Raw genomic sequence first — 22,225 nt, forward strand, 5'->3', positions numbered from 1 at the left:
CGCCGGGTCGCCCTTTTCCAAGCCGTCGTTTCGGTCATGATGTCCCGCAAAAGGGGGCAATCATGAGTTTCGAGACCATCGAATTCACCGTCAGCGAGGGGATCGCCACGCTGACCCTGAATCGGCCGCAGGTGATGAACGCGCTCAGCAGCCGGATGCGGGCCGAGATCACCGAGGCCGCGTCGACCCTGCCCGACGACGCGCGCTGCCTGGTCATCACCGGCGCGGGGCGCGGCTTCTGTTCAGGGCAGGATCTGACCGACCGCGCGGCGGCCGCGGATCTGGAGGGCACGCTGCGGGACGAATACGAGCCGATGCTGCGGGCGATCCGCGCCTGCCGCGCGCCGGTCATCGCGGCGGTCAACGGCGTGGCGGCGGGGGCGGGCGCGAACCTTGCGCTGGCGGCGGATGTGGTGATCGCGGCGGAAAGCGCCAGCTTCATCCAGGCCTTCGCGCGGATCGGCCTGGTTCCCGACGCGGGCGGGACGTTCATCATCCCGCGCGCGGTGGGCGCGGCCCGCGCGATGGGGATGATGCTGTTCGCAGAACCCGTCACCGCCCGGGAGGCCGCCGATTGGGGCCTGATCTGGGACGCCCTGCCCGACGACGCCTTTGCCGACGGCGTGGCGCGGCGCGCCCGCCAGCTTGCCGCAGGCCCGACCGCCGCCTATCGCGCGATCCGCGAGGCGGTGCAGGCCTCGACCCAGAACGACATGGACGCCCAACTGGCGCTGGAGGCGCGGCTGCAAGGCGCGGCGGGGCGAACGGCGGATTTCGTGGAAGGGGTGACGGCCTTCCTGGAAAAGCGCCCGGCCCGCTTTACCGGGCGTTAGGCGATCTGGGCGAAGCGCGGGGCCGGCGTGCGGTTGTCGAAGAACGGCACCGTCTCGGGCACCGGCAGCGGCGCGTCCTGCGGCAGGCCCGCGATCAGGCCCGACAATTCGGCCAGAACCACCTCGGTGATGAAGGGCAGGTCCAGGGCCCGCGCCTGGGGCAGCGGCACCCAGTGCAGGTGCGAAAGCTCGTCGCAGGCGCGGCTGAAATCGTAGGGATCGGTGGCCAGGCTGGCGGCGTCGGCCACGAAGAAATGCGCATCGAACCGGCGCGGGCGGCCCGGCGGCGTGATCGCGCGGAACAGATAGGTCAGGGCCGAGGCATCGGGGGCAAGCCCCGCCTCGGCAAAGCCCGGCCAGCCGCAGGGTCCGGGGCGGCCGATCAACTGGCCGGTCTCCTCGGCCAGCTCGCGCAGGGCGGCGGCGGCGATGGCGTCGGGATCGGGCCGCTGGCCCGGACGCGGTTCCTGGGCCAGGCGGCCGCGATGCGGCTGGACCAGCGGCGCGGCCAGCGGAACAAAGGCGTCCTCGGCATCGACCGCGCCGCCCGGAAAGACGTATTTCGACGGCATGAACACCGCCCCCGCCCCGCGCATCCCCATCAGGACCGAGGCGCCGCCCGCCGTCCTGCGCAGCAGGATCACCGTCGCCGCGTCGCGGATGGGCGTGGGGTCGGTCACGATGATGCCAGGGGCCTTGGTTCCGCGCCGAAACCGTGCATCCGCCGTGCCCATTGCAGGCCCACGAAGGCGCCCTTGATGCGCGGCAGCAGCAGCAGCGACAGGATCACCGCGCCCAGGCCGAAGGTCCAGATCATCGTCATGGCCGAGGGCCGCCACGCCACATAGCAGGCCAGCAGCAGCGGCGCGCCCAGATGCGAGACCAGCAGGATCGTCAGATAGGCCGGGCCGTCGTCGGCGCGCTGATGGTGCAGCGCCTCGTTGCAGGCGGGGCAGTGATCGGCAACCTTCAGAAAGGACCGGAACAGCTTGCCCTCGCCGCAGCGGGGACAGCGGCCCAACGCGCCCCGCAGCATCGCCTGGCCGGTGGGGCGTTCGGACGAATCGAGGGGGGCTGCGGTCGAGGGCATGGCAATCTCCGGAAAGTCTGGCGGGCGATGCCAATGTAGGGGCTGCGCCGCCCCGTTGCCAGCCCCTCTGTCCTGCCCCTTTTGTCGCATCAATGGACCGGCTGGGTCGGCGCCAGCAGCACGCGGTTGCGCCCCAGGGACTTGGCCGCGATCATCGCCCGGTCGGCCCGCTCCAAGGCGATCTCGGCCAGGATGTCGGGACGGCTGATATGGAAGGGCGCCTGTTCGAAGGCGACGCCGATCGACAGCGTGGCCTGGACCTCGCCCCCGCCCGAGATGGGGGGCAGTAGCGTCGGCCGCGTTTCCACAGCGCGGCGGATTTCCTCGGCCATGCGATGGGCCTCGGCCTCGGTCGCGTGGGGCAGCACGACCAGGAATTCCTCGCCCCCCAGGCGGGCGGTCAGGCCCTGGTTCGACACGATGGAATCGACCCGGCGGGCCACGTCGCACAGGACCGCATCGCCCGCCGCATGGCCGAAATTGTCGTTGATCGTCTTGAATCGGTCCAGGTCGAGCGCCATCACCGCGAACCCGTCCTGCCGCTTCATCGCCCCGCGCGCGATCTCGGCCAGCCGGGGCAGGGCATAACGGCGGTTGTGCAGCCCCGTCAGCGGGTCGGACATGGCCCAGGCCATGTTGCGCTTCATTTCCTCGCGTCGGCTGTCGGCGCGGCGCTTGCGGTCAAGCTGGTTACGCAGCGCCAGGGCGGCGATTTCGGCGTTGTTGTCCTCGGCCGGATCCAGCGGCAGCACCTCGCCCGCGCCCAGATCCAGGGCGATGGCGCACAATTCCTCGCGCTCGGGGGCGACCAGGACGGCGAACCCGGCCTCTTTCGATCCGTTGCGCGACCGCAGTTCGGACAGCAGGCGCAGCCCGTCGCCCTTGCGGTCGATATCGGCGGCGATGATGTACAGATCCGCGGCATCGCCCTGGGCCGCCGCGCTGAGCGTCTCGTCCGGGCTGGCGATGGCGAAGCGGCAGTTCAGGCGCGGTTGCAGGAGATGGCGCCAGCGTTGCGCGCGCCCCGGCTGGTCGGCCACCAGCACCACGTTGCCCGAAGGCGCATGGGCAAACCCGCCCGCATCCTCGGCCAGCGAAAAGTCGGGGGCGTCGTCGGCCTCGGCATCGCGCAGCAGGCCACGCACGCGGGCCAGCAGCATCTGTTCCTCGACCCTGGGATCCAGGACGGCGGCGGCACCGGCCTCCAACGCCTCGACCCGGCGTTCGCCGTCGGCCATCACCAGGACCGGCGTGCGGGGCCGTTCCATCGAGACAAGCTGGAAGGTGTCGGCCAGCCGCAGCCCCGTGAACCCCGGTCCCAGCAGGATCAGGTCGGGGCGTCCCAGGCGAAGTTGCGACAGAAATTCGTCGGCGTCGGCTGCGGTCAGCACGTCGTAACAGGCGCCCGACAGCCTGACCTTGAGGCTGATTCGGCTGGTCGCACTGCTTTCCGCGATCAGGATACGCGCAGTCACCGATAACGCCCCCCTTTCGACGATCTTTGCAGAGTGGCATTGATTCCTTAACAAAGGGTTTCCAAACAGGCGGCCCGCGGCCTGATCGAAGGACAAGCGATGACATATACGCGAAAATCCGCCCAGGATCTGGCCATGACCGTCCTGCTGTACATGGCCGACCGGCCCGACCTGATCGGCGGCTTCCTGGAAGCCTCCGGGCTTCAGCCGCAGGATCTGCGTCGGGCGGCGGGCGATCCCGATATCGCCCTGCATATCCTGGATTTCCTGCTGGAGGACGACCGCCGCGTACTGGACGCCGCCGGGGATCTGGAGATCAGGCCCGGCGATCTGATGGCCGCCCGGACCGCGCTTGCCGGGCCGGGCAGCTATGGCTGGGAGATCTGAGCTTTGCGATTTGTTCATTTCTTGCCCCTATCAAGGGCGGCGGAGGTGACGCATGCACGATCTTGTCAGCCGCACGATCGAAAAATTCCTGGACGCGGAATCGGTGCCCTTGCAGGCCGGCGCGGACATGCTGTCGCCGGGTCAGATGCTGCGCGATGCGGCGCTGCACCTGGGCAAGCCCGTCGATGAACTGATCGAGGATCTGGGCGCTTGGCTGGTCCGCCAGGACGAAATCTGGCGGCTTCTGCGGTTTTGCGGGCGCGATTTTCTGGATTTCCTCTTGCGCCTGGACGAGTTGCCCGAACGCATCCGCCTGGTCACCGACGACCTGAGCGTCCCTGAAATCGCCCTGTCGCGCAGCGATGACGGGTTGCTGTGGGTCACGCTGTCGGACGGACCGGCGGCCTGGACCGCCCTGCTGAGCGGGCTGCTGCGCGCGATGGCCGACGATTACGGCGCGCTGTGCGTGATCACGCCGGGGGAAGGCGGCCTCTGCATCGACGTGTCGGATTCATCCTTTGCCGCCGCGCGCACCTTTCATCTTTCGTCCAAGGCCCATGCCCCATGACCCATACCCTGACCCTGGGACAGGATGCGCTTGATCGCCTGATGCCGATGCACCTGTGCATTGCCCAGTGCGGGCTGATCCATTTCGCCGGGCCGACCATGCGCAAGCTGATGCCGCCCTGCGCGCAAGGGGTCGAGGACATCTTCGTCGAGGCGCGGGGTGCCGCCTCGGGCCATGTCATCGGCGCGATCCGCGGGGCGGCGCCCGGGGACCGGCTGGCCCTGCGCCTGCGCCATCGCCGCCAGTTGATGCTGCGCGGCCATGTGGTGACGCCCGGCTTCGGCGGGCTGCTGCTGAATTTCGGCTTCGGCGTGTCGCTGTCGGATGCGGTCGCAGCGTTCGGCCTGACCGAATCGGACTTCGCCCCCACTGAACTGGCCCTGGAGCTGATGTTCCTTCAGGAAGCGAACCGGGCGGTCCAGCAGGAACTGGCGCGCTTCAACCGTCACCTGATGCTGGCCCGCCAGGATGCCGAACGCGAGGCTCATACCGACGCTCTGACCGGCCTGCTGAACCGCAGGGGCTTGCAGGCGGCCTTGCGCAACGCCTTGGATCCGCGCGGGGGAATGGAGGGATTTGCCCTGGTGCATCTGGACCTCGACAATTTCAAGCAGGTGAACGACCGGCTGGGCCATGCCGCGGGCGACCGGCTGCTGGGCGATGTCGCGCATGTGCTGGATCGGGTGGTGCGGTCGCGCGATCATGTGGCGCGGATCGGCGGCGACGAATTCGTCCTGATCCTGGGGGGATCCTGGTCCTGCCAGGCGCTGACCGCCATCGGCACCCGGATCATCCGCGGGATCGAGGAAGCCTCGCCCGAGGGCTGCGGGATCTCGGCCAGCCTGGGGATCGTGCTGTCGGCGGGCTATGCCGCCGACGCCATCGACCGGATGCTGGAAGATGCGGATGTGGCGCTTTATCAATCCAAGCGGATGGGTAAGGGCCGCGTCTCGGTCGCGCCCCTGCCGCTGGAGGGCGGTCCTAGGCCGCTGACAGCGCCGCGATGATCGGGCCGAAATCCACGGCTTTCAGGCTGGCCCCACCGACCAGGGCGCCGTCGACATGCGGAATGGCAAAGATCTCGGCCGCGTTGCCCGGCTTGACGCTGCCTCCGTACAGCAGCCGGACCCCTGCCGCATCCGCCACTTTGCCTGACAGCCGCTCGCGCATCAGGGCATGGACCTCGGCGATCTGGTCGCCGGTGGGGGTGCGCCCGGTGCCGATGGCCCAGACAGGCTCATAGGCGATGACGGTATTGGAAGCCGTCGCGCCCTCGGGGATCGACCCGTCCAGTTGCGAGGCGATGACCGTCAGCGTCCGGTCGGCATCCCGCTGCGCCTCGGTTTCGCCCACGCAGATGATCGCGACCAGACCGGCGGCATGGGCCGCCGCCGCCTTGGCGGCTACCGCCGCATCGGTTTCCCCGTGATCGGCGCGGCGTTCGGAATGTCCCAGAATGACATGGGTCGCACCGGCGTCCCGCAGCTGCGCTGCCGCGATGTCGCCGGTATGCGCGCCCGAGGTCTTGGCATGACAATCCTGCCCGCCGACCGCGATGGCCGCCCTGCCGACCCGCGCCTTCATCGGATGGATCAGCACTGCGGGCGGACAGATCAGAACGTCGCAACCCGGCGTCGGATGGGCCGCAACCAGGGCGTCGATTTCGGCCAGGGCGGCCAGATCGCCGTTCATCTTCCAGTTTCCGGCGGCCAGTTTGCGCGGTGCCATGCCATTCCCCCTTGCAAGCGTTTGCGTCGGCTTAGGGTCAGGGCGGCGGCTTCGCAATCATGATAGCGCCGAAACCCGGCGCAATTCGGATCACCCGGCGGCGCGGCTGCCGTCCAGCGGCTCGAACCGCACCGATTCGCCGCAGCCGCAAGCGTCGGTGACGTTGGGGTTGCGGAACCTGAAGCCCGATTCCAGCAGGCCGTTCTCGTAATCGATCTCGGTCCCGAACAGGAACATCTGCGCGCGCGGCGCGATCAGAATCCGCGCGTCGCCCTGTTCCACGACTTCCTCGCTCGGCTCTGCGGCCTCGACCAGGTCCATGGTGTATTCCATGCCCGCGCAGCCGCCCTTCTTCAGCCCGATCCGCAGACCAAAGGCGTTCTTGCCCGACATCAGCCGGGCGATCTGGCGTTCGGCGGCAGGGGTGATCGTGACCGGCACCGATCCGGGGATGGCAAACATGGCGCGTTCCTTCTGTTCGTCCGAAAGATAATGCCGCGGCCCGCGCCCATCAAGTCGCGGTCCTTTTGCCTTGGTGCAAATACCCCAGGGGCTGCGAAGCGTCCGGCCACCGCCGCCAAAGGCGGCTTACATGAAGCCCAGTTCCAGCCGCGCCTCGTCGGACATCATGTCCATGCCCCATTGCGGCTGGAAGGTCATCTCGACATCGACCTGCTTGACGCCCGGCAGCGGCTCGACCGCGTCGGCGACCCAGCCCGGCATCTCTCCGGCGACGGGGCATCCGGGCGCGGTCAGGGTCATGACGATCCGAACCTCGTTCTCGGGGTTCACCTGGATCGTGTAGATCAGCCCCAGATCGAAGATGTTCACCGGGATTTCCGGGTCGTAGACGGTCTTGCAGGCCTCGACGATGCTGTCATACAGCGGATGGTCGGTGGTCGAGGGCGCGATCAGCGGGGCGCCTTCCTGCAAGTCGGTCATGGCGTGTTCCTGTCAGATTTGGCCATTATATAGGCGTCTGCCCCGCCGCCGTCCAGAGAAGGGCGCATTGCGAATTCCGCCCCGCTTCGCTAGACACGCCCGGTTCCAGCGACAGGCCCCCCATGAGCGAGCGTTTCCACTTTACCCTCCATGCGACCGACGGCCGCGCCCGGACCGGCACGATCCACACCCCCAGGGGGGACATCCGCACGCCCGCGTTCATGCCGGTCGGCACCGCCGCCACGGTCAAGGCGATGCTGCCGGAATCGGTGCGTGCGACGGGGGCCGACATCCTGCTGGGCAACACCTATCACCTGATGCTGCGCCCCGGCGCGGAACGGATCGCGCGGCTGGGCGGCCTGCACCGCTTCATGAACTGGGACCGGCCGATCCTGACCGATTCCGGCGGGTTCCAGGTGATGTCGCTGGCCGCGCTGCGCAAGCTGACCGAGGATGGCGTCACCTTTTCGTCCCATATCGACGGATCCCGCCATCTGCTGTCGCCCGAAACCAGCATGGAAATCCAGCGCCTGCTGGGCAGCGACATCGTGATGTGCTTCGACGAATGCCCAGCTCTGCCCGCGACCGAGGAGGCCGTGGCACAGTCCATGCGGCTGTCGATGCGCTGGGCGCGGCGGTCGCGCGACGCCTTCGGCGACCGCCCCGGCCACGCGCTGTTCGGCATCATGCAGGGCGGCGTCACGCCGGAATTGCGCGAGGAATCGGCCGAGGCGCTGAAGGCCATCGGTTTCGACGGCTATGCCATCGGCGGCCTGGCCGTGGGCGAGGGGCAGGCGGCGATGTTCGGCGTCCTCGATTATGCCCCCGGTTTCCTGCCCGTCGACAAGCCGCGCTACCTGATGGGCGTGGGCAAGCCCGACGACATCGTGGGCGCCGTGCAGCGCGGCGTCGACATGATGGACTGTGTGCTGCCGTCGCGGTCGGGGCGGACCGGGCAGGCATGGACCCGGCGCGGCCCCGTCGCCATCAAGAACGCCCGCCACGCCGACGACCCGCGCCCGCTGGACGCCGATTGCACCTGCCCGGCCTGCACCGGCTATTCCCGCGCCTATCTGCACCACGTCTTCCGCGCCGGGGAAATGATCTCGGGCATGCTGCTGACCTGGCACAACCTGCATTACTTCCAAGAACTGATGGCGGGTCTGCGGGCGGCCATCGCCCAGGGGCGGCTGGACGATTTCGTCGCCGATTTCCATGCCCTCCGCGCGCAGGGGGATATCGAACCTCTGTGATCCGTCAGTCCCGCTGACCAAAAACGCTTTTCAACGGGATCGCTTGGGCTTATCGGTTCCCAATTGGCGGACGAACCGCCCGGCATGAAAGCCCCATATGAGCGACGACATCACCATCATCACCCGGACCGAGGATCTCGCCCTGTTCTGCGAGACGGCGAAATCCGCCCCCTATGTCACCGTCGATACCGAATTCCTGCGCGAACGGACCTATTGGTCCAAGCTGTGCCTGATCCAGTTGGCGCTGCCGCCCGCATCGACCCCCAAGATGCCGGGGGGCGAGGCCGTGCTGGTCGATCCCCTGGCCGAAGGCCTGTCTCTGGCGCCGCTTTACGACCTGTTCCGCCATACCGGGACGGTCAAGGTGTTCCACGCCGCCCGCCAGGATCTGGAGATCTTCTTTCACGACGCGGGCCTGTTCCCGCAGCCGTTGTTCGACACCCAGGTCGCGGCGATGGTCTGCGGCTTCGGCGAACAGGTCGGCTATGAAACCCTGGTCCGCAAGATCGCCAAGGCCAATCTGGACAAGTCGTCGCGCTTCACCGACTGGTCGCGCCGCCCGCTGTCGGATGCCCAGGCCGCCTATGCCCTGGCCGACGTGACGCATCTGCGCGTCATCTATGAATTCCTGTCGGCCGAACTGCGCAAGAACAACCGGGAAAGCTGGCTGGCCGAGGAGATCGCGGTCCTGGAAGACCCCGAGACCTATATCACCCGCCCCGAGGAAGCCTGGCAGAAGATCCGCACCCGGACCAATTCGCCGCGTTTCCTGGCGATCCTGCGCGAACTGGCGCGCTTCCGCGAGGCCTATGCCCAGGACCGCGACATCCCCCGGTCGCGGGTGCTGAAAGACGACGCGATGATCGAGGTCGCCTCGACCAAGCCGCTGACCGAGGCCGATCTGGGCCGGTCCCGCCTGCTGCTGCGCGAGGCGCGCAAGGGCGACATCGCCAATGGCATCCTGGCCGCCGTGAAGGCCGGGGTCGAATCGAAGGATCTGCCGCAGCCCAAGGGCGACGAACCCGGCAGGCCCGGCAATGCCGCGCTGTCCGACCTGTTGCGGGTGCTGCTGAAGGCCAAGGCGGATGTCTCGGGCGTGGCGCCCAAGCTGATCGCCTCGTCCGCCGAACTGGACGCCATCGCCTCGGGCGAGCGGGATCTGCCCGCGCTGAAAGGCTGGCGGGCCGAGGTGTTCGGCAACGATGCCCTGCGCCTTGCGAACGGAGAGATCGCGCTGTCGGCCAAGGGCGGCGCGGTGCGCGTCGTGACGGTGGGATAGGGGCAGCGCATCAGGGGGCTGGTCCTGCCGCCCCCGCGCCCGGCGTCAGCTTGTGGCGCCCGAGGGCAGTTTCGGCGTGGCCGGCGTCAGGGTGATCACCCGGAACTTGGCCCGCCGCGCCTCGGCGCTGTCGGGCCGCTTCGCCGGTCGTTCGGCAGGTGCCTCAACCAGCCTGGCCGGCGCGGTCCCGCGCCTGTCGCGCCCGAAATCCGAGGCCGACGGCTCCAGCGTCTTGCCCCCTTCGACGATCGGCATCACTTCGTCCGATACCAGGTCGAAGCGGCGCGGCGCGATGCCGACCTGGCCTTCGGCGATGATGCAGCCAAGCGCGCGGGTCACGTCGCCCAGATCCGAGGTCAGCGGCAGCAGCAGCAACCGCGCCGTCAGTTCCGGCCGGGCATATTCGGCCTTGGCGTGCAGCGTCATCTGCGCCAGTTGCGGGCCGCGAAACACCGATTCCAGCACATCGGACCAGCGGCCGCGCGATGTGGGATTGGCAAGAGCGCAGAAGGCCATGCCGCGCACCTCCATCCCCATCAGGTCGATCAGGTGCTGACCGGCAAGACGGAAGCGGGCCGCACCAGGGGCGATTCGTTCCAGGATGAAGGCGTAATCAAGGGCGCGATGGATGCCCTGGGGCTGGATGTCGGAACGGGCGGGCACGGCCCGGCCGCGCCGCAGGCTGTCCCAATAGGCACGCATATCGGCGAGAATCCGGGCCGGTTGCGCGGGATTGAAATCCGCGAGCTGCAAAATCTGTCCGGTTCGATCCGCCCCGGGCGGATGCGGCCGTTGGTCCTCCTGCCATTCCGACACTGTCTTTCCCTCGTTACCAGCGCGCATCCTGGAACACGGACACGCCATACACTCCAACGGTATGATAAACATAACTTCGCGCCCTGCCGAGTCGTTTTCCTTAGAAATGGTTAAGACTTTGCAGGGCGCCCGCCGCCGCGCGCCCCGGTCCGGGGCCTTGACCGCCCGGCAAGGCTGGTCCATCCCGCGCGCAAAGGCACAAGGAAAGGCGCCCCATGGACAGAACCGGCCTGCTGATCATCCTGTCATCGCCATCGGGCGCAGGGAAATCGACGCTGGCGCGGCGGCTGATGGACTGGGATCCCTCGTTGCGTTTCTCGGTCTCGGCCACGACCCGCCCGCCGCGTCCGGGCGAGGTGGACGGGCAGCATTATTACTTTACCACCGCCGGGGCCTTCCACCAGATGGTCGAACAGGGGCAGATGCTGGAACATGCCGAGGTGTTCGGCAACCTGTATGGCAGCCCAAGCGCCCCGGTCGAGGCCGCGATGCGCGACGGGCGCGACACGCTGTTCGACGTGGACTGGCAGGGCGGCCAGCAGATCCGCGCATCCGCCCTGGGGGGGCATGTGGTGTCGATCTTCGTGCTGCCGCCGTCGCTGCCGGAACTGGAACGCCGCCTGCGCGCGCGCGGCCAGGACAGCGAGGCGGTGATCGCCAGCCGGATGGCAAAAAGCCGCGCCGAGATCAGCCATTGGGCCGAATACGATTACGTCCTGATCAACGACGACCTGGACCGGACCGAGCTGAACCTGCGCGCCATCCTGACCGCCGAACGGCTGCGCCGCGACCGGCAGGGGGGGCTGGGCCGCTTCGTCAAGAACCTGATGGAGGAACACGCATGATCTGGGAACTGGAAGGACACGCCCCTCGCCTGGCGGCGGATGCGTGGGTTGCGCCCGACACGCAGCTGGTCGGCAAGGTGGTGCTGGAGGACGGCGCCTCGGTCTGGTGGGGCGCGGTCCTGCGCGGCGACACCGAGGAGATTCGCGTGGGCCGGGGCAGCAATGTCCAGGATCTGTGCGTCCTGCACACCGATCCCGGCTGTCCGCTGACGATCGGCGCGGACTGCACCATCGGCCATCGCGCGATCCTGCACGGCTGCACCATCGGCGACGGCGCGCTGATCGGCATGGGCGCGACGGTCCTGAACGGCGCCCGGATCGGGGCCGGGGCGCTGATCGGCGCCGGGGCGCTGATCGCCGAGAACAAAGAGATCCCCCCCGGCGCCCTGGTCATGGGCGCGCCGGGCAAGGTGGTGCGGATGTTGGACGACGCGGCCCTGGAAGGGCTGCGCCGGTCGGCCGAACGCTACCGCGCCAATGCCGCGCGGTTCCGCGCCGGGCTGCGGCAGGCAGGATGATCCGCGACGGGCATCGCTGGGCCTCGGACCTGCTGGAGGGCGTGCCCGTCCCGATGCTGGCGGTCGACGGCCGGGCGCGCACCATCGGTGCCAACCGCGCGGCGGTGGCGCTGTTCGGCGGCGGCGATCTGCTGAACCGGCCCTTCGTCACCGTCCTGCGCCATCCCGCCGTGGTCGAGGCCGTCGACTGGGTGCTTGATCCCGACCACCATCCCGCGCCCTTGCCCGATCCCATGGCCGGTCCCGCGCAGGTCGACGGCGTGGTGCGGCTGTCGGCGGCGGTGGTGGCCGACGGGCGCGACATCGCGGCGGACATCACCGTGGCGCGGCTGCCCTCGGCCCTGGGCCGCGGGGCGACGATCGCGGTGCTGGACCGATCCGTGACCGAGGAAGCCGAACAGATGCGCCGCGATTTCGTGGCCAATGTCAGCCACGAACTGAAGACGCCGCTGACCGCCATGATCGGCTTCATCGAGACGCTGCGCGGTCCCGCCCGAGACGATGCCAAGGCCCGCGACCGCTTCCTGGACATCATGGCACGCGAGGCCGCCCGGATGAACCGCCTTGTCAGCGACCTGCTGTCGCTGAGCCGCGTCCAGGCCGAGGAGCGCCGCCGCCCGGCGGGCCGCGTGGACCTGCCCCTGCTGCTGCGCGGCGTCCTGGCGACGATGGACCAGGCCGCGCGGGAAGCAGGCGTCGCGGTCGAAACCCAAGGCATCGCGGGCAGCCAGCCGGTGCCGGGCGATCCCGACCAACTGGTGCAGGTCTTCCAGAACCTGATCGAGAACGCGATCAAATACGGCGGGTCGGGCGGCTATCTGGGCGTCTCAATGCGCCGGATCGACCACGAACCGATGCTGCGCGGCCCGGCCTGGGCCGTCGAGATCCGCGACAAGGGCGAGGGGATCGAGGGGATGCACATCCCCCGTCTGACCGAACGCTTTTACCGTGTCGACACCCACCGATCCCGTGCGCAGGGCGGCACCGGGCTGGGGCTGGCGATCGTCAAGCATATCGTCAACCGCCATCGCGGCCGGTTGCGCATCGACAGCGCCAAGGGGCAGGGCAGCAGCTTCACGGTGATCCTGCCGGAAGGCGTCAGCCGGGGATAAGGGTTTTGCCGGTGGCGGGGGGCAGGCCGGTCGCCTATAACCTTTCGCAACGCCCCAGGATGGAGACCGCCCATGTCGCAACCTCAACCCGATCCCGCCAAGCTGGCCGCCGCGCGCGCCGCCGTGGCCCTGGTGCAGGACGGCATGAAACTGGGCCTGGGCACCGGATCGACCGCCAGCGTCATGGTCCGCGAACTGGCCGCCCGCGCACGGGCCGAGGGGTTGTCGCTGCGCTGCGCCGCAACCTCGAAGGCGACTTGCGAACTGGCGGAAGGCCTGGGCCTGTCCATCGAAAGCCTGGATGACATCGGCTGGCTGGACATGACCATCGACGGCGCCGACGAGGTTGATCCCGACCTGCATCTGGTCAAGGGCGGCGGCGGCGCGCATCTGCGCGAGAAGATCGTCGCGGCGGCCAGTCAGCGGATGGTGGTGATCGCCGATCCCGGCAAGGTCGTGGAACAGCTGGGCGCCTTTCCCCTGCCGGTCGAGGTGGTGCAGTTCGGGTTCGAGACCACCCGAACCCTGATCCGCCGCGCCCTGGCCGACCTGGATCTGGGCGACCGGGACGTGCTGCACCGCCTGAAGGGCAGCAACCCATGGATCACCGACGAGGGAAACTGGATCCTGGATCTGCACTTGGGCGCGATCCCCGATCCGGTGGCGCTTGCGCGCGCGCTGTCGGCCATACCGGGTGTCGTGGAGCACGGGCTGTTCCTGGGCATGTGCCACCTGGCGATCATCGGCAAGCCCGACGGCACGGTTGTCCGGCTTGACCGCAATGCTGACATAGACGCCGACATGCTGGCCGGCGAAGGAGATTGAGCTGTGACTTTCGACTATGACCTGTTCGTGATCGGCGGCGGCTCCGGCGGCGTGCGGGCCGCGCGCATCGCGGCGGGCGAACACGGCGCCCGCGTCGCCCTGGCCGAGGAAAGCCGCATGGGCGGCACCTGCGTGATCCGGGGCTGCGTGCCCAAAAAGCTGATGATCTTCGCCTCGCAGGCCGGGCTGATGGCGCAAGAGATGCGCGGCTATGGCTGGGAGGGCGCACAGGCGGGGCGGTTCGACTGGACGGTGTTCCGCCAGAAGCTGGACGCGGAACTGACCCGGCTGGAGCTGATCTATACCGCGAACCTGGAAAAGTCGGGCGTGCAGATCTTTCATCAGCGCGCCACCATCGTCGATCCCCATACGGTCGCCTTGGCCGACGGCACGCAAAAGACCGCCAAGCACATCCTGATCGCGGTGGGCGGCCGTCCCGCGCTGCCCGGCATTCCGGGCGAGGAACTGGGCCTGATCTCCGACGACCTGTTCCTGATGGAATCGCTGCCGCGCCGGGTGCTGCTGGTCGGCGGGGGCTTCATCGCCTGCGAATTCGCGACGATCCTGGCGGGGCTGGGCTGCGAGACGGTGCAGGCCTATCGTGGCGACGCGGTGCTGCGCGGCTTCGACCGGCAGGCCCGCGACATGGCGACGCTGCAACTGTCCGAAATCGGCGTCGACCTGCGCCTGAACGTCAACCCCACCGCGCTGGAACGGCAGGGCGACGGGATCGGCGTCACCTTCACTGATGGCAGCCGCGACGGCTTCGACGCGGTGATCTGGGCCACCGGCCGCGCGCCCTATACCGCCGGGCTGGGGCTGGAGAACACCGGCGTCCACCTGCGTCCGAACGGCGCGATCGCGGTGGACGAATGGTCGCAGACGGCGGTTCCGTCGATCTTCGCGGTGGGCGACGTGACCGACCGGGTGAACCTGACCCCGGTGGCGATCCGCGAGGGTCATGCCTTTGCCGATACGGTCTTCGGCGGCCGGGCGCGCACCGTCAGCCATGTCAATGTCGCCAGCGCGGTCTATCTGCGCCCGCACGAGGTCGCCTCGGTCGGGCTGACCGAGGAACAGGCCTGCGCGCGCGGCGACGTGGATGTCTATGACACCGTGTTCCGGCCGATGCGGTCGATGTTCGCGGGCAGCAATTCCAAGGTGATGATGAAGCTGCTGGTCGATCCCGAAACCGACAAGGTTCTGGGTTGCCACATCTTCGGACCCGACGCCGGAGAGATGATCCAGCTTGCCGCGATCCCCATCACCATGGGCGCGACCAAGGCCGATTTCGATGCGACCATGGCCGTCCACCCCACCGCGGCCGAGGAACTGGTGACGATGCGCAATCCGACGCGCCGGCACCGGCTGGAGGTTCCTGCACAGGCTGCAACCGCCTGACAATTGCGACAGATGGGCACGGACAGGGGCTGTTCGGGTTGACATTTCCCCCTGCCGTCCCAGTTTCAAGCAACGGAATTTCGAAGAAGAAAGAAGGATTAGGGATGGCAAGTCAGGGCCCATGGGGCGGCGGAAGCGGCGGAGGAGATGACGAGGATCGCGACAAGCGCCCCTCGAACCGCCCCTGGGGACAGCAGCAGCCGCCAAGAGGGCCGCAACGGCCCGGCGGCCCGCAGCAGATGCCCGAGATCGAGGAACTGATGAAGAAGGGCCAGGAACGGCTGCGCGTGCTGATGGGCGGGCGCGGCGGCGGCAATGGTCCGGTCGGCGGCGGCCCGCGCCGCCCGCAGTCGCCGGGGTTCCAGATGAACCGCACCACCCTGACCATCGGCGGGCTGATCCTGCTGGCCCTCTGGGCCTTCGCCAGCTTCTACCGGGTCCAGACCAACGAACGCAGCGTCGAATTCCTGTTCGGCCGCGCGGTGGCCGTGGGCACGGAAGGGTTGAACTTCGCCCCCTGGCCGGTCGTCACCGCCGAGGTCATCCCCGTCACCAACGAACGCGTGACCGAGATCGGCACCGGCCGCCAGGGAGAGATGGACAACGGTCTGATGCTGACCCGCGACCAGAACATCGTGGACATGGAATATCAGGTCGTCTGGAACATCTCGGACCCGGAAAAATTCCTGTTCAACCTGGCAGATCCCGCCGACACCATGCGCGCCGTGGCCGAATCCTCGATGCGCGACATCATCGCGCGCAGCGAACTGGCGCCGATCCTGAACCGGGATCGCGGCACCATCGCCAACGACCTGCAAACCTCGGTCCAGGAAACGCTGGACGCCTATCAGTCCGGGATCAACGTGGTCCGCGTCAACCTGGACCGCGCCGACCCCCCGGCCGAGGTGATCGACGCCTTCCGCGAGGTGCAGGCCGCCCAGCAGGAACGCGACCGGCTTGAGAAGGAAGCCGACGCCTATGCAAACCGCGTCCTGGCCCAGGCCCGAGGCGACGCGGCGCAGGCGCTGGAACAGGCCGAGGCCTATCGCGCCCAGGCGGTCAACACCGCCCAGGGTGAGGCCGCGCGCTTCAATTCGATCTACGAGGAATATGTGAAGGCCCCCGAAGTGACCCGCCGCCGGATGTATCTAGAAACCATGGAGAACGTCCTAGGCGGCGTGGACAAGGTGATTCTGGGCGACGGCGTGGAAGGGCAGGGATCGGGCGTCGTGCCTTATCTGCCGCTTGACCAACTGCGCCGGTCCGGCCAGGGCAACGCCAATACCGGAGGGAACAACTGATGGCCACCGCTCGCAGAATTACGGCCGCGACGCTGGCCATTCCCGCCCTGATCGCGGTGGGCGTGCTGGTCGCGTCCTCGGTGTTCATCGTCGACGAACGCGAAAAGGCCCTGGTGCTGCGCCTGGGCCGCGTCGTCGACGTGAAGGAGGATCCGGGCCTGGATTTCAAGGTGCCGTTTCTGGACAACGTCGAAAAATACGACGGCCGCATCCTGGGCCTGCCGACCGTCCCGCTGGAGGTCACGCCCCTTGACGACCGCCGCCTGATCGTGGACGCCTTCGCCCGCTGGCGGATCACCGATGTGGTCCGCTTCCGCCAGGCGGTCGGCGCGGGCGGCATCCAGGGGGCGCAGGGCCGCCTGGAACCCATCGTGCGCAACGCCATCCGCGAGGTGCTGGGGACCGTGCCGTCCACCAGCGTGCTGTCTGACGACCGCACCGCGCTGATGAACCAGATCCGCGACGAGGCGCGCTCGAACTCGGAAGGGCTGGGGGTCGAGATCATCGACGTGCGCCTGACCCGCACCGACCTGCCCGAGCAGAACCTGAACGCGACCTATGCCCGGATGCGCGCCGAACGCCAGCGCGAGGCCGCCGACGAGATCGCGCGGGGCGGCGAGGCCGCGCAGCGGGTCCGCGCCGCAGCCGACCGGACGGTGACGGAACTGACATCCGAGGCGTCCAAGCGCGCCGAGATCGTCCGAGGCGAGGCCGACGCGCAGCGCAACGCCATCTATGCCGACGCCTTCGGGCGCGACCCGGAATTCTTCGCCTTCACGCGGTCGATGACCTCGTACGAACGGGCGATCCGGGGCGAGAACAGCACCATGGTGTTGCAGCCGGACGGGGAATTCTTCAGCTATCTGCGCGATGACGGCGCCAGCCGCGCGAACCCGTCGCCGACCCCGGTCCCGGCGGGCAATTCGGCGGGCACCATCCAGCCGCCGGCCGCCGCAGACGACGAGGAAGACCTGATAACACCCACCGTGACCGACCGCGAAGGCAACCGGCTGGGCGAAAGCGCGGGCGTTACCCTGACCCCCGTGCCGGAAATGCTGGCGACCCCGCCGCAGCAGACCGAAGGCGTCGGCGCCCCCGCCGAAACCGCCCCCGCGACGGCCCCCGAGGCCGCGCCGGCGGCGGAACAGCCGGCGGACGATGGGGCGGCCGCAGACCCGGCGCCGCAGGACGCCCCGGCACAGGAATGACCGACGCGAATGGGGCGGGTGGGACACCATCCGCCCCTTCTGCAATAAAAGTCACGATCAGTTCACTGCCCGAGAGCGTGGTTTATTTGCAACGCCGACCTATTTCTTCTTCATATCCAACCTGATCCCCGGCCATCTTCGGCCCAGGGCAGAATGCGCAAGATGAGGGCATCCGCATGAAGACCTTTTCTCCTCGGCATCTCCTGACCGCCTCGGCGCTGGCCGTGACCGTCGGCCTTGGTTTCGCGGCGGCGCAGGACGCGCAGCCCGACATCTCGCCCGAGGCCAGCCAGCAGGCGCAAGAGGCGGCGAACAACAACGAACCGCTGACCGCGCCCGAGACGGCCTCGTCGCAGGTCATGCCCGACAGCTTCGCCGATCTGGTCCAGCAGGTCGCGCCCGCCGTCGTCAACATCACCACCACCGCCGTGGTGGCCCAGCCGACCGGCGGCGAGGGCGCGCCGATCTTCCCGGAAGGCAGCCCGTTTTCCGACCTGTTCCGCGATTTCGGCTTTCCGGGCATTCCCGGCCAGCCCGGTCCGGGTGGTCCCCGGATGCCGCAGCGGTCCAACGCCCTGGGATCGGGCTTCGTGATTTCGGCCGACGGGTTCATCGTCACGAACAACCACGTCATCGAGGGCGCGGACGAGATCGAGATCGAATTCTATTCCGGCGAGACCCTGCCCGCCAAGGTGGTCGGCACCGACCCGAATACCGACCTGGCGCTGCTGAAGGTCGAAAGCAGCGACCCGCTGCCCTTCGTGGAATTCGGCAATTCCGACGAGGCCCGCGTGGGCGACTGGGTGCTGGCGCTTGGCAACCCGCTGGGCCAGGGTTTCTCGGCCAGTTCGGGGATCGTGTCGGCGCGCAACCGCGAATTGTCGGGCACCTATGACGACTATCTGCAAACCGACGCGGCCATCAACCGGGGCAACTCCGGCGGCCCGCTGTTCAACCTGAAAGGCGAGGTCGTGGGCGTCAACACCGCGATCCTGTCGCCCAACGGCGGATCCATCGGCATCGGTTTTTCCATGGCGTCGAACGTCGTCTCCAGCGTCGTGAAGCAGTTGCAGGAATTCGGGGAAACCCGGCGCGGCTGGCTGGGCGTGAAGATCCAGGACGTGACCCCGGACATGGCCGAGGCGCTTGGCCTTGCCGCCGAATCCGGCGCCATGGTGACGGATGTTCCCGAAGGCCCCGCGCGCGAGGCCGGGATGCGGGCGGGCGACGTCATCACCAGCTTTGACGGGTCCGAGGTCAAGGACACCCGCAGCCTGGTCCGCCGCGTCGCCGAGGCGCCGTCCGGCGAGCCGGTCGATGTCGTGGTGCAGCGCAGCGACGGGCCGGTCACCCTGTCGGTGACGCTGGGCCGCCGTGAAACCGCCGAAGGCGCGGGCGACCGGCCCGGCGGTTCGGAAAGCAGCCCCAGCCAGCAGGATGTCCTGGGCATGACGCTGTCCGTGCTGACGCCCCAGATGGCGCAGGACATGGGACTGCCCAACGACGCGCGCGGCCTGGTCGTGCAAGAGGTCGATCCGTCCAGCGAAGCCGCCGAAAAGGGCCTTGCCCCCGGCGACATCATCACCGAGGCGGGCCAGCAGCCGGTCGCGTCCATCGGCGACCTGAACGCCCGCATCGACGAGGCGCGCGAGGCGGGGCGCAAGTCCCTGCTGGTGCTGGTGCGCCGCGCCGGAGAGCCGCGCTTCGTCGCCCTGCCGGTCGGCGAATCCTGATCCTGCCCCTTGGGGCAAAGGGGGGCGGTCCTGCGGGGCCGCCCCTTTTCATTGCGGGGCCGATGGCCTATCTGCCCCCTGCACAGCAAAGGACACCCAAGCCATGGCCCGCATCACCTATATCGAGCATAACGGAACCCGCCACGAGGTGGACGTGAAGCCCGGCATGACGGTGATGGAGGGCGCGCGCGACAACGGCATTCCCGGCATCGACGCCGATTGCGGCGGCGCCTGCGCCTGTTCGACCTGCCATGTCTATGTCGATCCGGCCTGGGTGGACCAGATCCCCCCCAAAGACCCGATGGAAGAGGACATGCTGGACTTCGCCTATCAGCCCGACCCCGAACGGTCGCGCCTGACCTGCCAGATCAAGGTGACGGACGCGCTGGACGGGCTGGTCGTGCAGCTGCCCGAACGCCAGATCTGATCACGGCTTCAGCAGCGCCAGGGCCTGGGCCAAGTCGATGGCGCCGTCATACAGCGCCCGGCCCGAAATCGCCCCCGCGATCACCTGCGTCTCTGCCAGGGCGCGCAGGTCGTCCAGCGACGACACGCCCCCGGATGCGATGACCGGAATGCCGACTGCGCGGGCCAGAGCCTCGGTGGCGGCGATGTTGGGGCCCTGCATGGCGCCGTCGCGGTCGATGTCGGTATAGATGATCGCGGCGACGCCCGCGTCCTGGAACTGGCGGGCCAGGTCGGTCGCCGTCACCTGCGTCTCGGTGGCCCAGCCGCGGGTCGCCACGCGCCCGGCGCGGGCGTCGATGCCCACAGCGATGCGGCCGGGGAAGGCGGCTGCGGCCTCGCGCACCAGGTCGGGATCTTCCACCGCGACGGTGCCCAGGATCACGCGGGACAGGCCCTTGTCCAGCCAGCCCTCGATGGTCGCCATGTCGCGGATGCCGCCGCCAAGCTGGGCGGGAATGTCGATGGCGGCCAGGATCGCCTCGACCGCCTCGGCGTTCACGGGACGGCCCGCAAAGGCGCCGTTCAGGTCGACCAGGTGCAGCCATTCCGCGCCCGCGTCCTGGAAGGCGCGCGCCTGCGCCGCCGGGTCGGTGCCGAAGACGGTCGCGGCCTCCATCTCGCCGCGCAGCAGGCGGACGCAATTGCCGTCCTTCAGGTCGATGGCGGGATAGAGGATCATGGCAGGCTCCGGCGGTTGGGGTCGCGCCTCCTTTGCCACGCGGGCGCCCGGAACGGAAGGGCGCGCCGCGACCTCACGTCACGCTTGCCAGACAAGGGGCCGCCCCGCAGCATCGCGCCAGCATCAGGGGGGAAACCATGCGCCACATCATCGCCGCCGCCGTTCTTGCACTGGCCGCCACCGCCGCCGCCGCCGACCCGATCGAGGGGGTCTGGCAGACCCAGCCCGACGACGGCGCCTTCGCCCATGTCACCATCGTGCCTTGCGGCGGGGCCTTCTGCGGCACCATCACCCGGACCTACAAGGGCCAGTCGCAATACCAATCCCCGAACCTGGGCCGCCAGATTGTCATCGACATGGCCCCGCAGGGCGGCGGCAACTACACGGGCAAGGTGTGGCGCCCCGCCAACGACAAGATCTACAACGGCAAGGCCACGGTCGAGGGCGACCGGATGAGCCTGTCGGGATGCGTCGCGGGCGGGCTGATCTGCAAAAGCCAGACCTGGGCGCGGGTGCAGTAACAGCAGAGGAAATTCCCCTGCGTCAGTTGGGCTTGTTCGGACGCGCAGGACGGATGACGGGAACGGCGGTTACGCCGTTCGCCATTGCGACACGCAGGGGATCTTGTCGCGGTCGCAGCGGTCGGCGTATTTGCGGGCGATTTCCTGGACTTCGGCCAGCAACCCGTCTTCCAGCTTGATGGGATCAAGCCCAAGGCCCAGGAAACGGTCGTTGGCGACGTGCAGGTCGTTTTCGTCGGCCTCGTTGCGGGGGTTCTTCAGGAAGGCGATCTCGACCCCGGTCTGGTCGGCGATCATCTGCGCCAGGTCGCGGACGCGATGGGTCTCGGTCATCTGGTTCAGGATGCTGACCCGGTCGCCCTTCGCGGGCGGGTTGGTCAGGGCCAGTTCGATGCAGCGGCAGGTGTCCTGGATGTGGATGAAGGCGCGGGTCTGGCCGCCCGTGCCATGCACCGTCAGCGGATAGCCGATGGCCGCCTGCATCAGGAAGCGGTTCAGCACCGTCCCGTAATCGCCGTCATAGTCGAAGCGGTTGATCAGCCGGTCGTCCAGGCGCGTCTCCTCGGTCTGGGTGCCCCAGACGATGCCCTGGTGCAGGTCGGTGATCCGCACGCCGTCGTTCTTGTTGTAATAGAAGAAGAACAGCTGATCCTGGGTCTTGGTCATGTGATAGATCGACCCCGGATTGGCGGGATACAGGATTTCCTGCCGATGGGGGCCGTTCTCGGTTTCTACCAGCACGTCCAGATAGCCTTCGGGAATCTTCATCCCCGCCGTGCCATAGCCATAGACGCCCATCGTGCCCAGATGGACCAGGTGGATGTCCTGGCCGGATTCGACGATGGCGGCCAGGATGTCGTTGGTGGCGTTCAGGTTGTTGCTGACGGTATAGCGCTTGTGCCAGCTTGATTTCATCGAATAGGGCGCGGCGCGCTGTTCGGCGAAATGGATCACCGCGTCGGGCCGTTCGTCGCGCAGCAGCGTCAGCAGGCGGTGGTAATGTTCGCCCACGGTGAAATTCTCGACCCGGATGGTGTGGTTGGTCAGTTCGTGCCATGCCCGCACCCGCTCGCCCAGCGGGCGGATGGGCGTCAGGCTGCTGACTTCCAGTTCCACGTCGATCTTGCGGCGCGACAGGTTGTCCACGATCACCACGTCATGACCGCGCGCCGAAAGATGCAGCGCCGTCGGCCAGCCGCAGAAACCGTCTCCGCCCAGAACGATGATCTTCATGAACCTGCCT

General features: G+C 68.3%; 25 protein-coding genes. 16 read left to right on the forward strand and 9 right to left on the reverse strand.

Translation table 11 applies throughout. The features are described from left to right. The first annotated feature begins 62 nt into the window (after positions 1 to 62). Entirely contained in the window at positions 63 to 833 is a 771-nt protein-coding gene (locus ACTJI6_RS16115; protein WP_440802071.1) for an enoyl-CoA hydratase-related protein, read from the forward strand. On the opposite strand, the gene ACTJI6_RS16120 is transcribed toward ACTJI6_RS16115, so the two are convergent. The 3 genes from ACTJI6_RS16120 to ACTJI6_RS16130 form a co-directional block, all read right to left on the reverse strand. After that, positions 830 to 1,567 (reverse strand): DNA mismatch repair protein MutT, encoded by a 738-nt coding sequence (locus tag ACTJI6_RS16120; RefSeq protein ID WP_440802073.1) that lies wholly within the window; start codon positions 1,565 to 1,567, stop codon positions 830 to 832. The genes ACTJI6_RS16115 and ACTJI6_RS16120 overlap by 4 nt on opposite strands. Next, a complete protein-coding gene (locus ACTJI6_RS16125) occupies positions 1,510 to 1,923 on the reverse strand; it encodes a DUF983 domain-containing protein (RefSeq protein ID WP_126155548.1) in 414 nt (137 codons plus the stop codon). The genes ACTJI6_RS16120 and ACTJI6_RS16125 overlap by 58 nt, the downstream gene beginning before the upstream one ends. 89 nt (positions 1,924 to 2,012) lie before the next feature. Next, positions 2,013 to 3,398, reverse strand: coding sequence for a diguanylate cyclase domain-containing protein (locus ACTJI6_RS16130; RefSeq protein ID WP_126155547.1), 1,386 nt, complete (start codon positions 3,396 to 3,398; stop codon positions 2,013 to 2,015). Positions 3,399 to 3,497: 99 nt separating this feature from the next. On the opposite strand from ACTJI6_RS16130, the gene ACTJI6_RS16135 reads away from it, so the two are divergent. Genes ACTJI6_RS16135 through ACTJI6_RS16145 form a run of 3 tightly spaced genes read left to right on the forward strand, consistent with a single transcriptional unit; the run spans position 3,498 to position 5,360 of the window. Further along, positions 3,498 to 3,785 (forward strand): DUF3572 domain-containing protein, encoded by a 288-nt coding sequence (locus ACTJI6_RS16135; protein ID WP_440802076.1) that lies wholly within the window; start codon positions 3,498 to 3,500, stop codon positions 3,783 to 3,785. A gap of 52 nt (positions 3,786 to 3,837) precedes the next feature. After that, positions 3,838 to 4,353, forward strand: a complete 516-nt coding sequence (locus tag ACTJI6_RS16140) for a heme NO-binding domain-containing protein (protein WP_126155545.1) — start codon at positions 3,838 to 3,840, stop codon at positions 4,351 to 4,353. After that, the gene (locus ACTJI6_RS16145; RefSeq protein WP_440802077.1) at positions 4,350 to 5,360 is read left to right on the forward strand and encodes a GGDEF domain-containing protein; all 1,011 of its coding nucleotides are present in this window, start codon (positions 4,350 to 4,352) and stop codon (positions 5,358 to 5,360) included. Before ACTJI6_RS16140 ends, ACTJI6_RS16145 begins: the two co-directional genes overlap by 4 nt. On the opposite strand, the gene tpiA is transcribed toward ACTJI6_RS16145, so the two are convergent. From tpiA to ACTJI6_RS16160, 3 genes are all read right to left on the reverse strand, one after another. Then, the gene (gene tpiA, locus ACTJI6_RS16150; RefSeq protein WP_440802079.1) at positions 5,335 to 6,081 is read right to left on the reverse strand and encodes a triose-phosphate isomerase; all 747 of its coding nucleotides are present in this window, start codon (positions 6,079 to 6,081) and stop codon (positions 5,335 to 5,337) included. The genes ACTJI6_RS16145 and tpiA overlap by 26 nt on opposite strands. Positions 6,082 to 6,171: 90 nt before the next feature. Continuing rightward, positions 6,172 to 6,543: a HesB/IscA family protein gene (locus tag ACTJI6_RS16155; RefSeq protein ID WP_440802080.1), complete on the reverse strand. Its 372-nt coding sequence runs from the start codon at positions 6,541 to 6,543 to the stop codon at positions 6,172 to 6,174. 126 nt (positions 6,544 to 6,669) lie between these two features. After that, positions 6,670 to 7,023, reverse strand: coding sequence for an SUF system Fe-S cluster assembly protein (locus ACTJI6_RS16160; RefSeq protein WP_126155541.1), 354 nt, complete (start codon positions 7,021 to 7,023; stop codon positions 6,670 to 6,672). Between the two features lie 122 nt (positions 7,024 to 7,145). Here ACTJI6_RS16160 and tgt point away from each other — a divergent pair, with 122 nt between their 5' ends. Together tgt and rnd are read left to right on the forward strand one after the other, a co-directional pair. After that, entirely contained in the window at positions 7,146 to 8,276 is a 1,131-nt protein-coding gene (tgt, locus tag ACTJI6_RS16165; protein WP_440802081.1) for a tRNA guanosine(34) transglycosylase Tgt, read from the forward strand. A 109-nt stretch (positions 8,277 to 8,385) separates the two neighbouring features. Beyond that, a complete protein-coding gene (gene rnd, locus ACTJI6_RS16170) occupies positions 8,386 to 9,555 on the forward strand; it encodes a ribonuclease D (protein ID WP_126155588.1) in 1,170 nt (389 codons plus the stop codon). A gap of 45 nt (positions 9,556 to 9,600) precedes the next feature. On the opposite strand, the gene ACTJI6_RS16175 is transcribed toward rnd, so the two are convergent. Further along, entirely contained in the window at positions 9,601 to 10,257 is a 657-nt protein-coding gene (locus ACTJI6_RS16175) for a PAS domain-containing protein (protein WP_241232847.1), read from the reverse strand. Positions 10,258 to 10,586: 329 nt separating this feature from the next. Here ACTJI6_RS16175 and gmk point away from each other — a divergent pair, with 329 nt between their 5' ends. The 9 genes from gmk to ACTJI6_RS16220 all read left to right on the forward strand — a co-directional run bounded on the left by gmk (position 10,587) and on the right by ACTJI6_RS16220 (position 19,741). After that, positions 10,587 to 11,216 (forward strand): guanylate kinase, encoded by a 630-nt coding sequence (gmk, locus tag ACTJI6_RS16180; RefSeq protein ID WP_440802083.1) that lies wholly within the window; start codon positions 10,587 to 10,589, stop codon positions 11,214 to 11,216. Continuing rightward, complete coding sequence (locus ACTJI6_RS16185) at positions 11,213 to 11,734, forward strand: gamma carbonic anhydrase family protein (protein ID WP_440802085.1); 522 nt, start codon at positions 11,213 to 11,215, stop codon at positions 11,732 to 11,734. The genes gmk and ACTJI6_RS16185 overlap by 4 nt, the downstream gene beginning before the upstream one ends. Continuing rightward, positions 11,731 to 12,846, forward strand: coding sequence for a sensor histidine kinase (locus ACTJI6_RS16190; RefSeq protein ID WP_440802086.1), 1,116 nt, complete (start codon positions 11,731 to 11,733; stop codon positions 12,844 to 12,846). The genes ACTJI6_RS16185 and ACTJI6_RS16190 overlap by 4 nt, the downstream gene beginning before the upstream one ends. 72 nt (positions 12,847 to 12,918) lie before the next feature. Beyond that, positions 12,919 to 13,671, forward strand: coding sequence for a ribose-5-phosphate isomerase RpiA (rpiA, locus tag ACTJI6_RS16195; RefSeq protein WP_440802087.1), 753 nt, complete (start codon positions 12,919 to 12,921; stop codon positions 13,669 to 13,671). A 3-nt stretch (positions 13,672 to 13,674) separates the two neighbouring features. After that, the gene (gene gorA / locus ACTJI6_RS16200; protein ID WP_440802088.1) at positions 13,675 to 15,072 is read left to right on the forward strand and encodes a glutathione-disulfide reductase; all 1,398 of its coding nucleotides are present in this window, start codon (positions 13,675 to 13,677) and stop codon (positions 15,070 to 15,072) included. 104 nt (positions 15,073 to 15,176) lie between these two features. Further along, positions 15,177 to 16,373, forward strand: coding sequence for an FtsH protease activity modulator HflK (hflK, locus tag ACTJI6_RS16205; protein ID WP_440802090.1), 1,197 nt, complete (start codon positions 15,177 to 15,179; stop codon positions 16,371 to 16,373). After that, entirely contained in the window at positions 16,373 to 17,581 is a 1,209-nt protein-coding gene (hflC, locus tag ACTJI6_RS16210) for a protease modulator HflC (RefSeq protein WP_440802092.1), read from the forward strand. Before hflK ends, hflC begins: the two co-directional genes overlap by 1 nt. A 176-nt stretch (positions 17,582 to 17,757) precedes the next feature. Next, positions 17,758 to 19,314: a Do family serine endopeptidase gene (locus tag ACTJI6_RS16215; RefSeq protein ID WP_440802094.1), complete on the forward strand. Its 1,557-nt coding sequence runs from the start codon at positions 17,758 to 17,760 to the stop codon at positions 19,312 to 19,314. A 103-nt stretch (positions 19,315 to 19,417) separates the two neighbouring features. Beyond that, positions 19,418 to 19,741: a 2Fe-2S iron-sulfur cluster-binding protein gene (locus ACTJI6_RS16220; protein WP_126155531.1), complete on the forward strand. Its 324-nt coding sequence runs from the start codon at positions 19,418 to 19,420 to the stop codon at positions 19,739 to 19,741. Here ACTJI6_RS16220 and hisA read toward each other — a convergent pair whose 3' ends face one another. Next, on the reverse strand, positions 19,742 to 20,461 hold the full coding sequence (gene hisA, locus ACTJI6_RS16225; RefSeq protein WP_126155530.1) for a 1-(5-phosphoribosyl)-5-[(5-phosphoribosylamino)methylideneamino]imidazole-4-carboxamide isomerase: 720 nt from the start codon (positions 20,459 to 20,461) through the stop codon (positions 19,742 to 19,744). A gap of 137 nt (positions 20,462 to 20,598) precedes the next feature. Between hisA and ACTJI6_RS16230 the strand changes: the two genes are divergently transcribed. Further along, positions 20,599 to 20,982: a DUF2147 domain-containing protein gene (locus ACTJI6_RS16230; RefSeq protein ID WP_440802095.1), complete on the forward strand. Its 384-nt coding sequence runs from the start codon at positions 20,599 to 20,601 to the stop codon at positions 20,980 to 20,982. Between the two features lie 69 nt (positions 20,983 to 21,051). On the opposite strand, the gene ACTJI6_RS16235 is transcribed toward ACTJI6_RS16230, so the two are convergent. Then, positions 21,052 to 22,215 (reverse strand): NAD-dependent epimerase/dehydratase family protein, encoded by a 1,164-nt coding sequence (locus tag ACTJI6_RS16235; protein ID WP_126155528.1) that lies wholly within the window; start codon positions 22,213 to 22,215, stop codon positions 21,052 to 21,054. Positions 22,216 to 22,225 lie beyond the last annotated feature (10 nt).

This window comes from Paracoccus sp. 22332, from assembly GCF_052045125.1.
Taxonomy (GTDB): Bacteria; Pseudomonadota; Alphaproteobacteria; order Rhodobacterales; family Rhodobacteraceae; genus Paracoccus; species Paracoccus haematequi_A.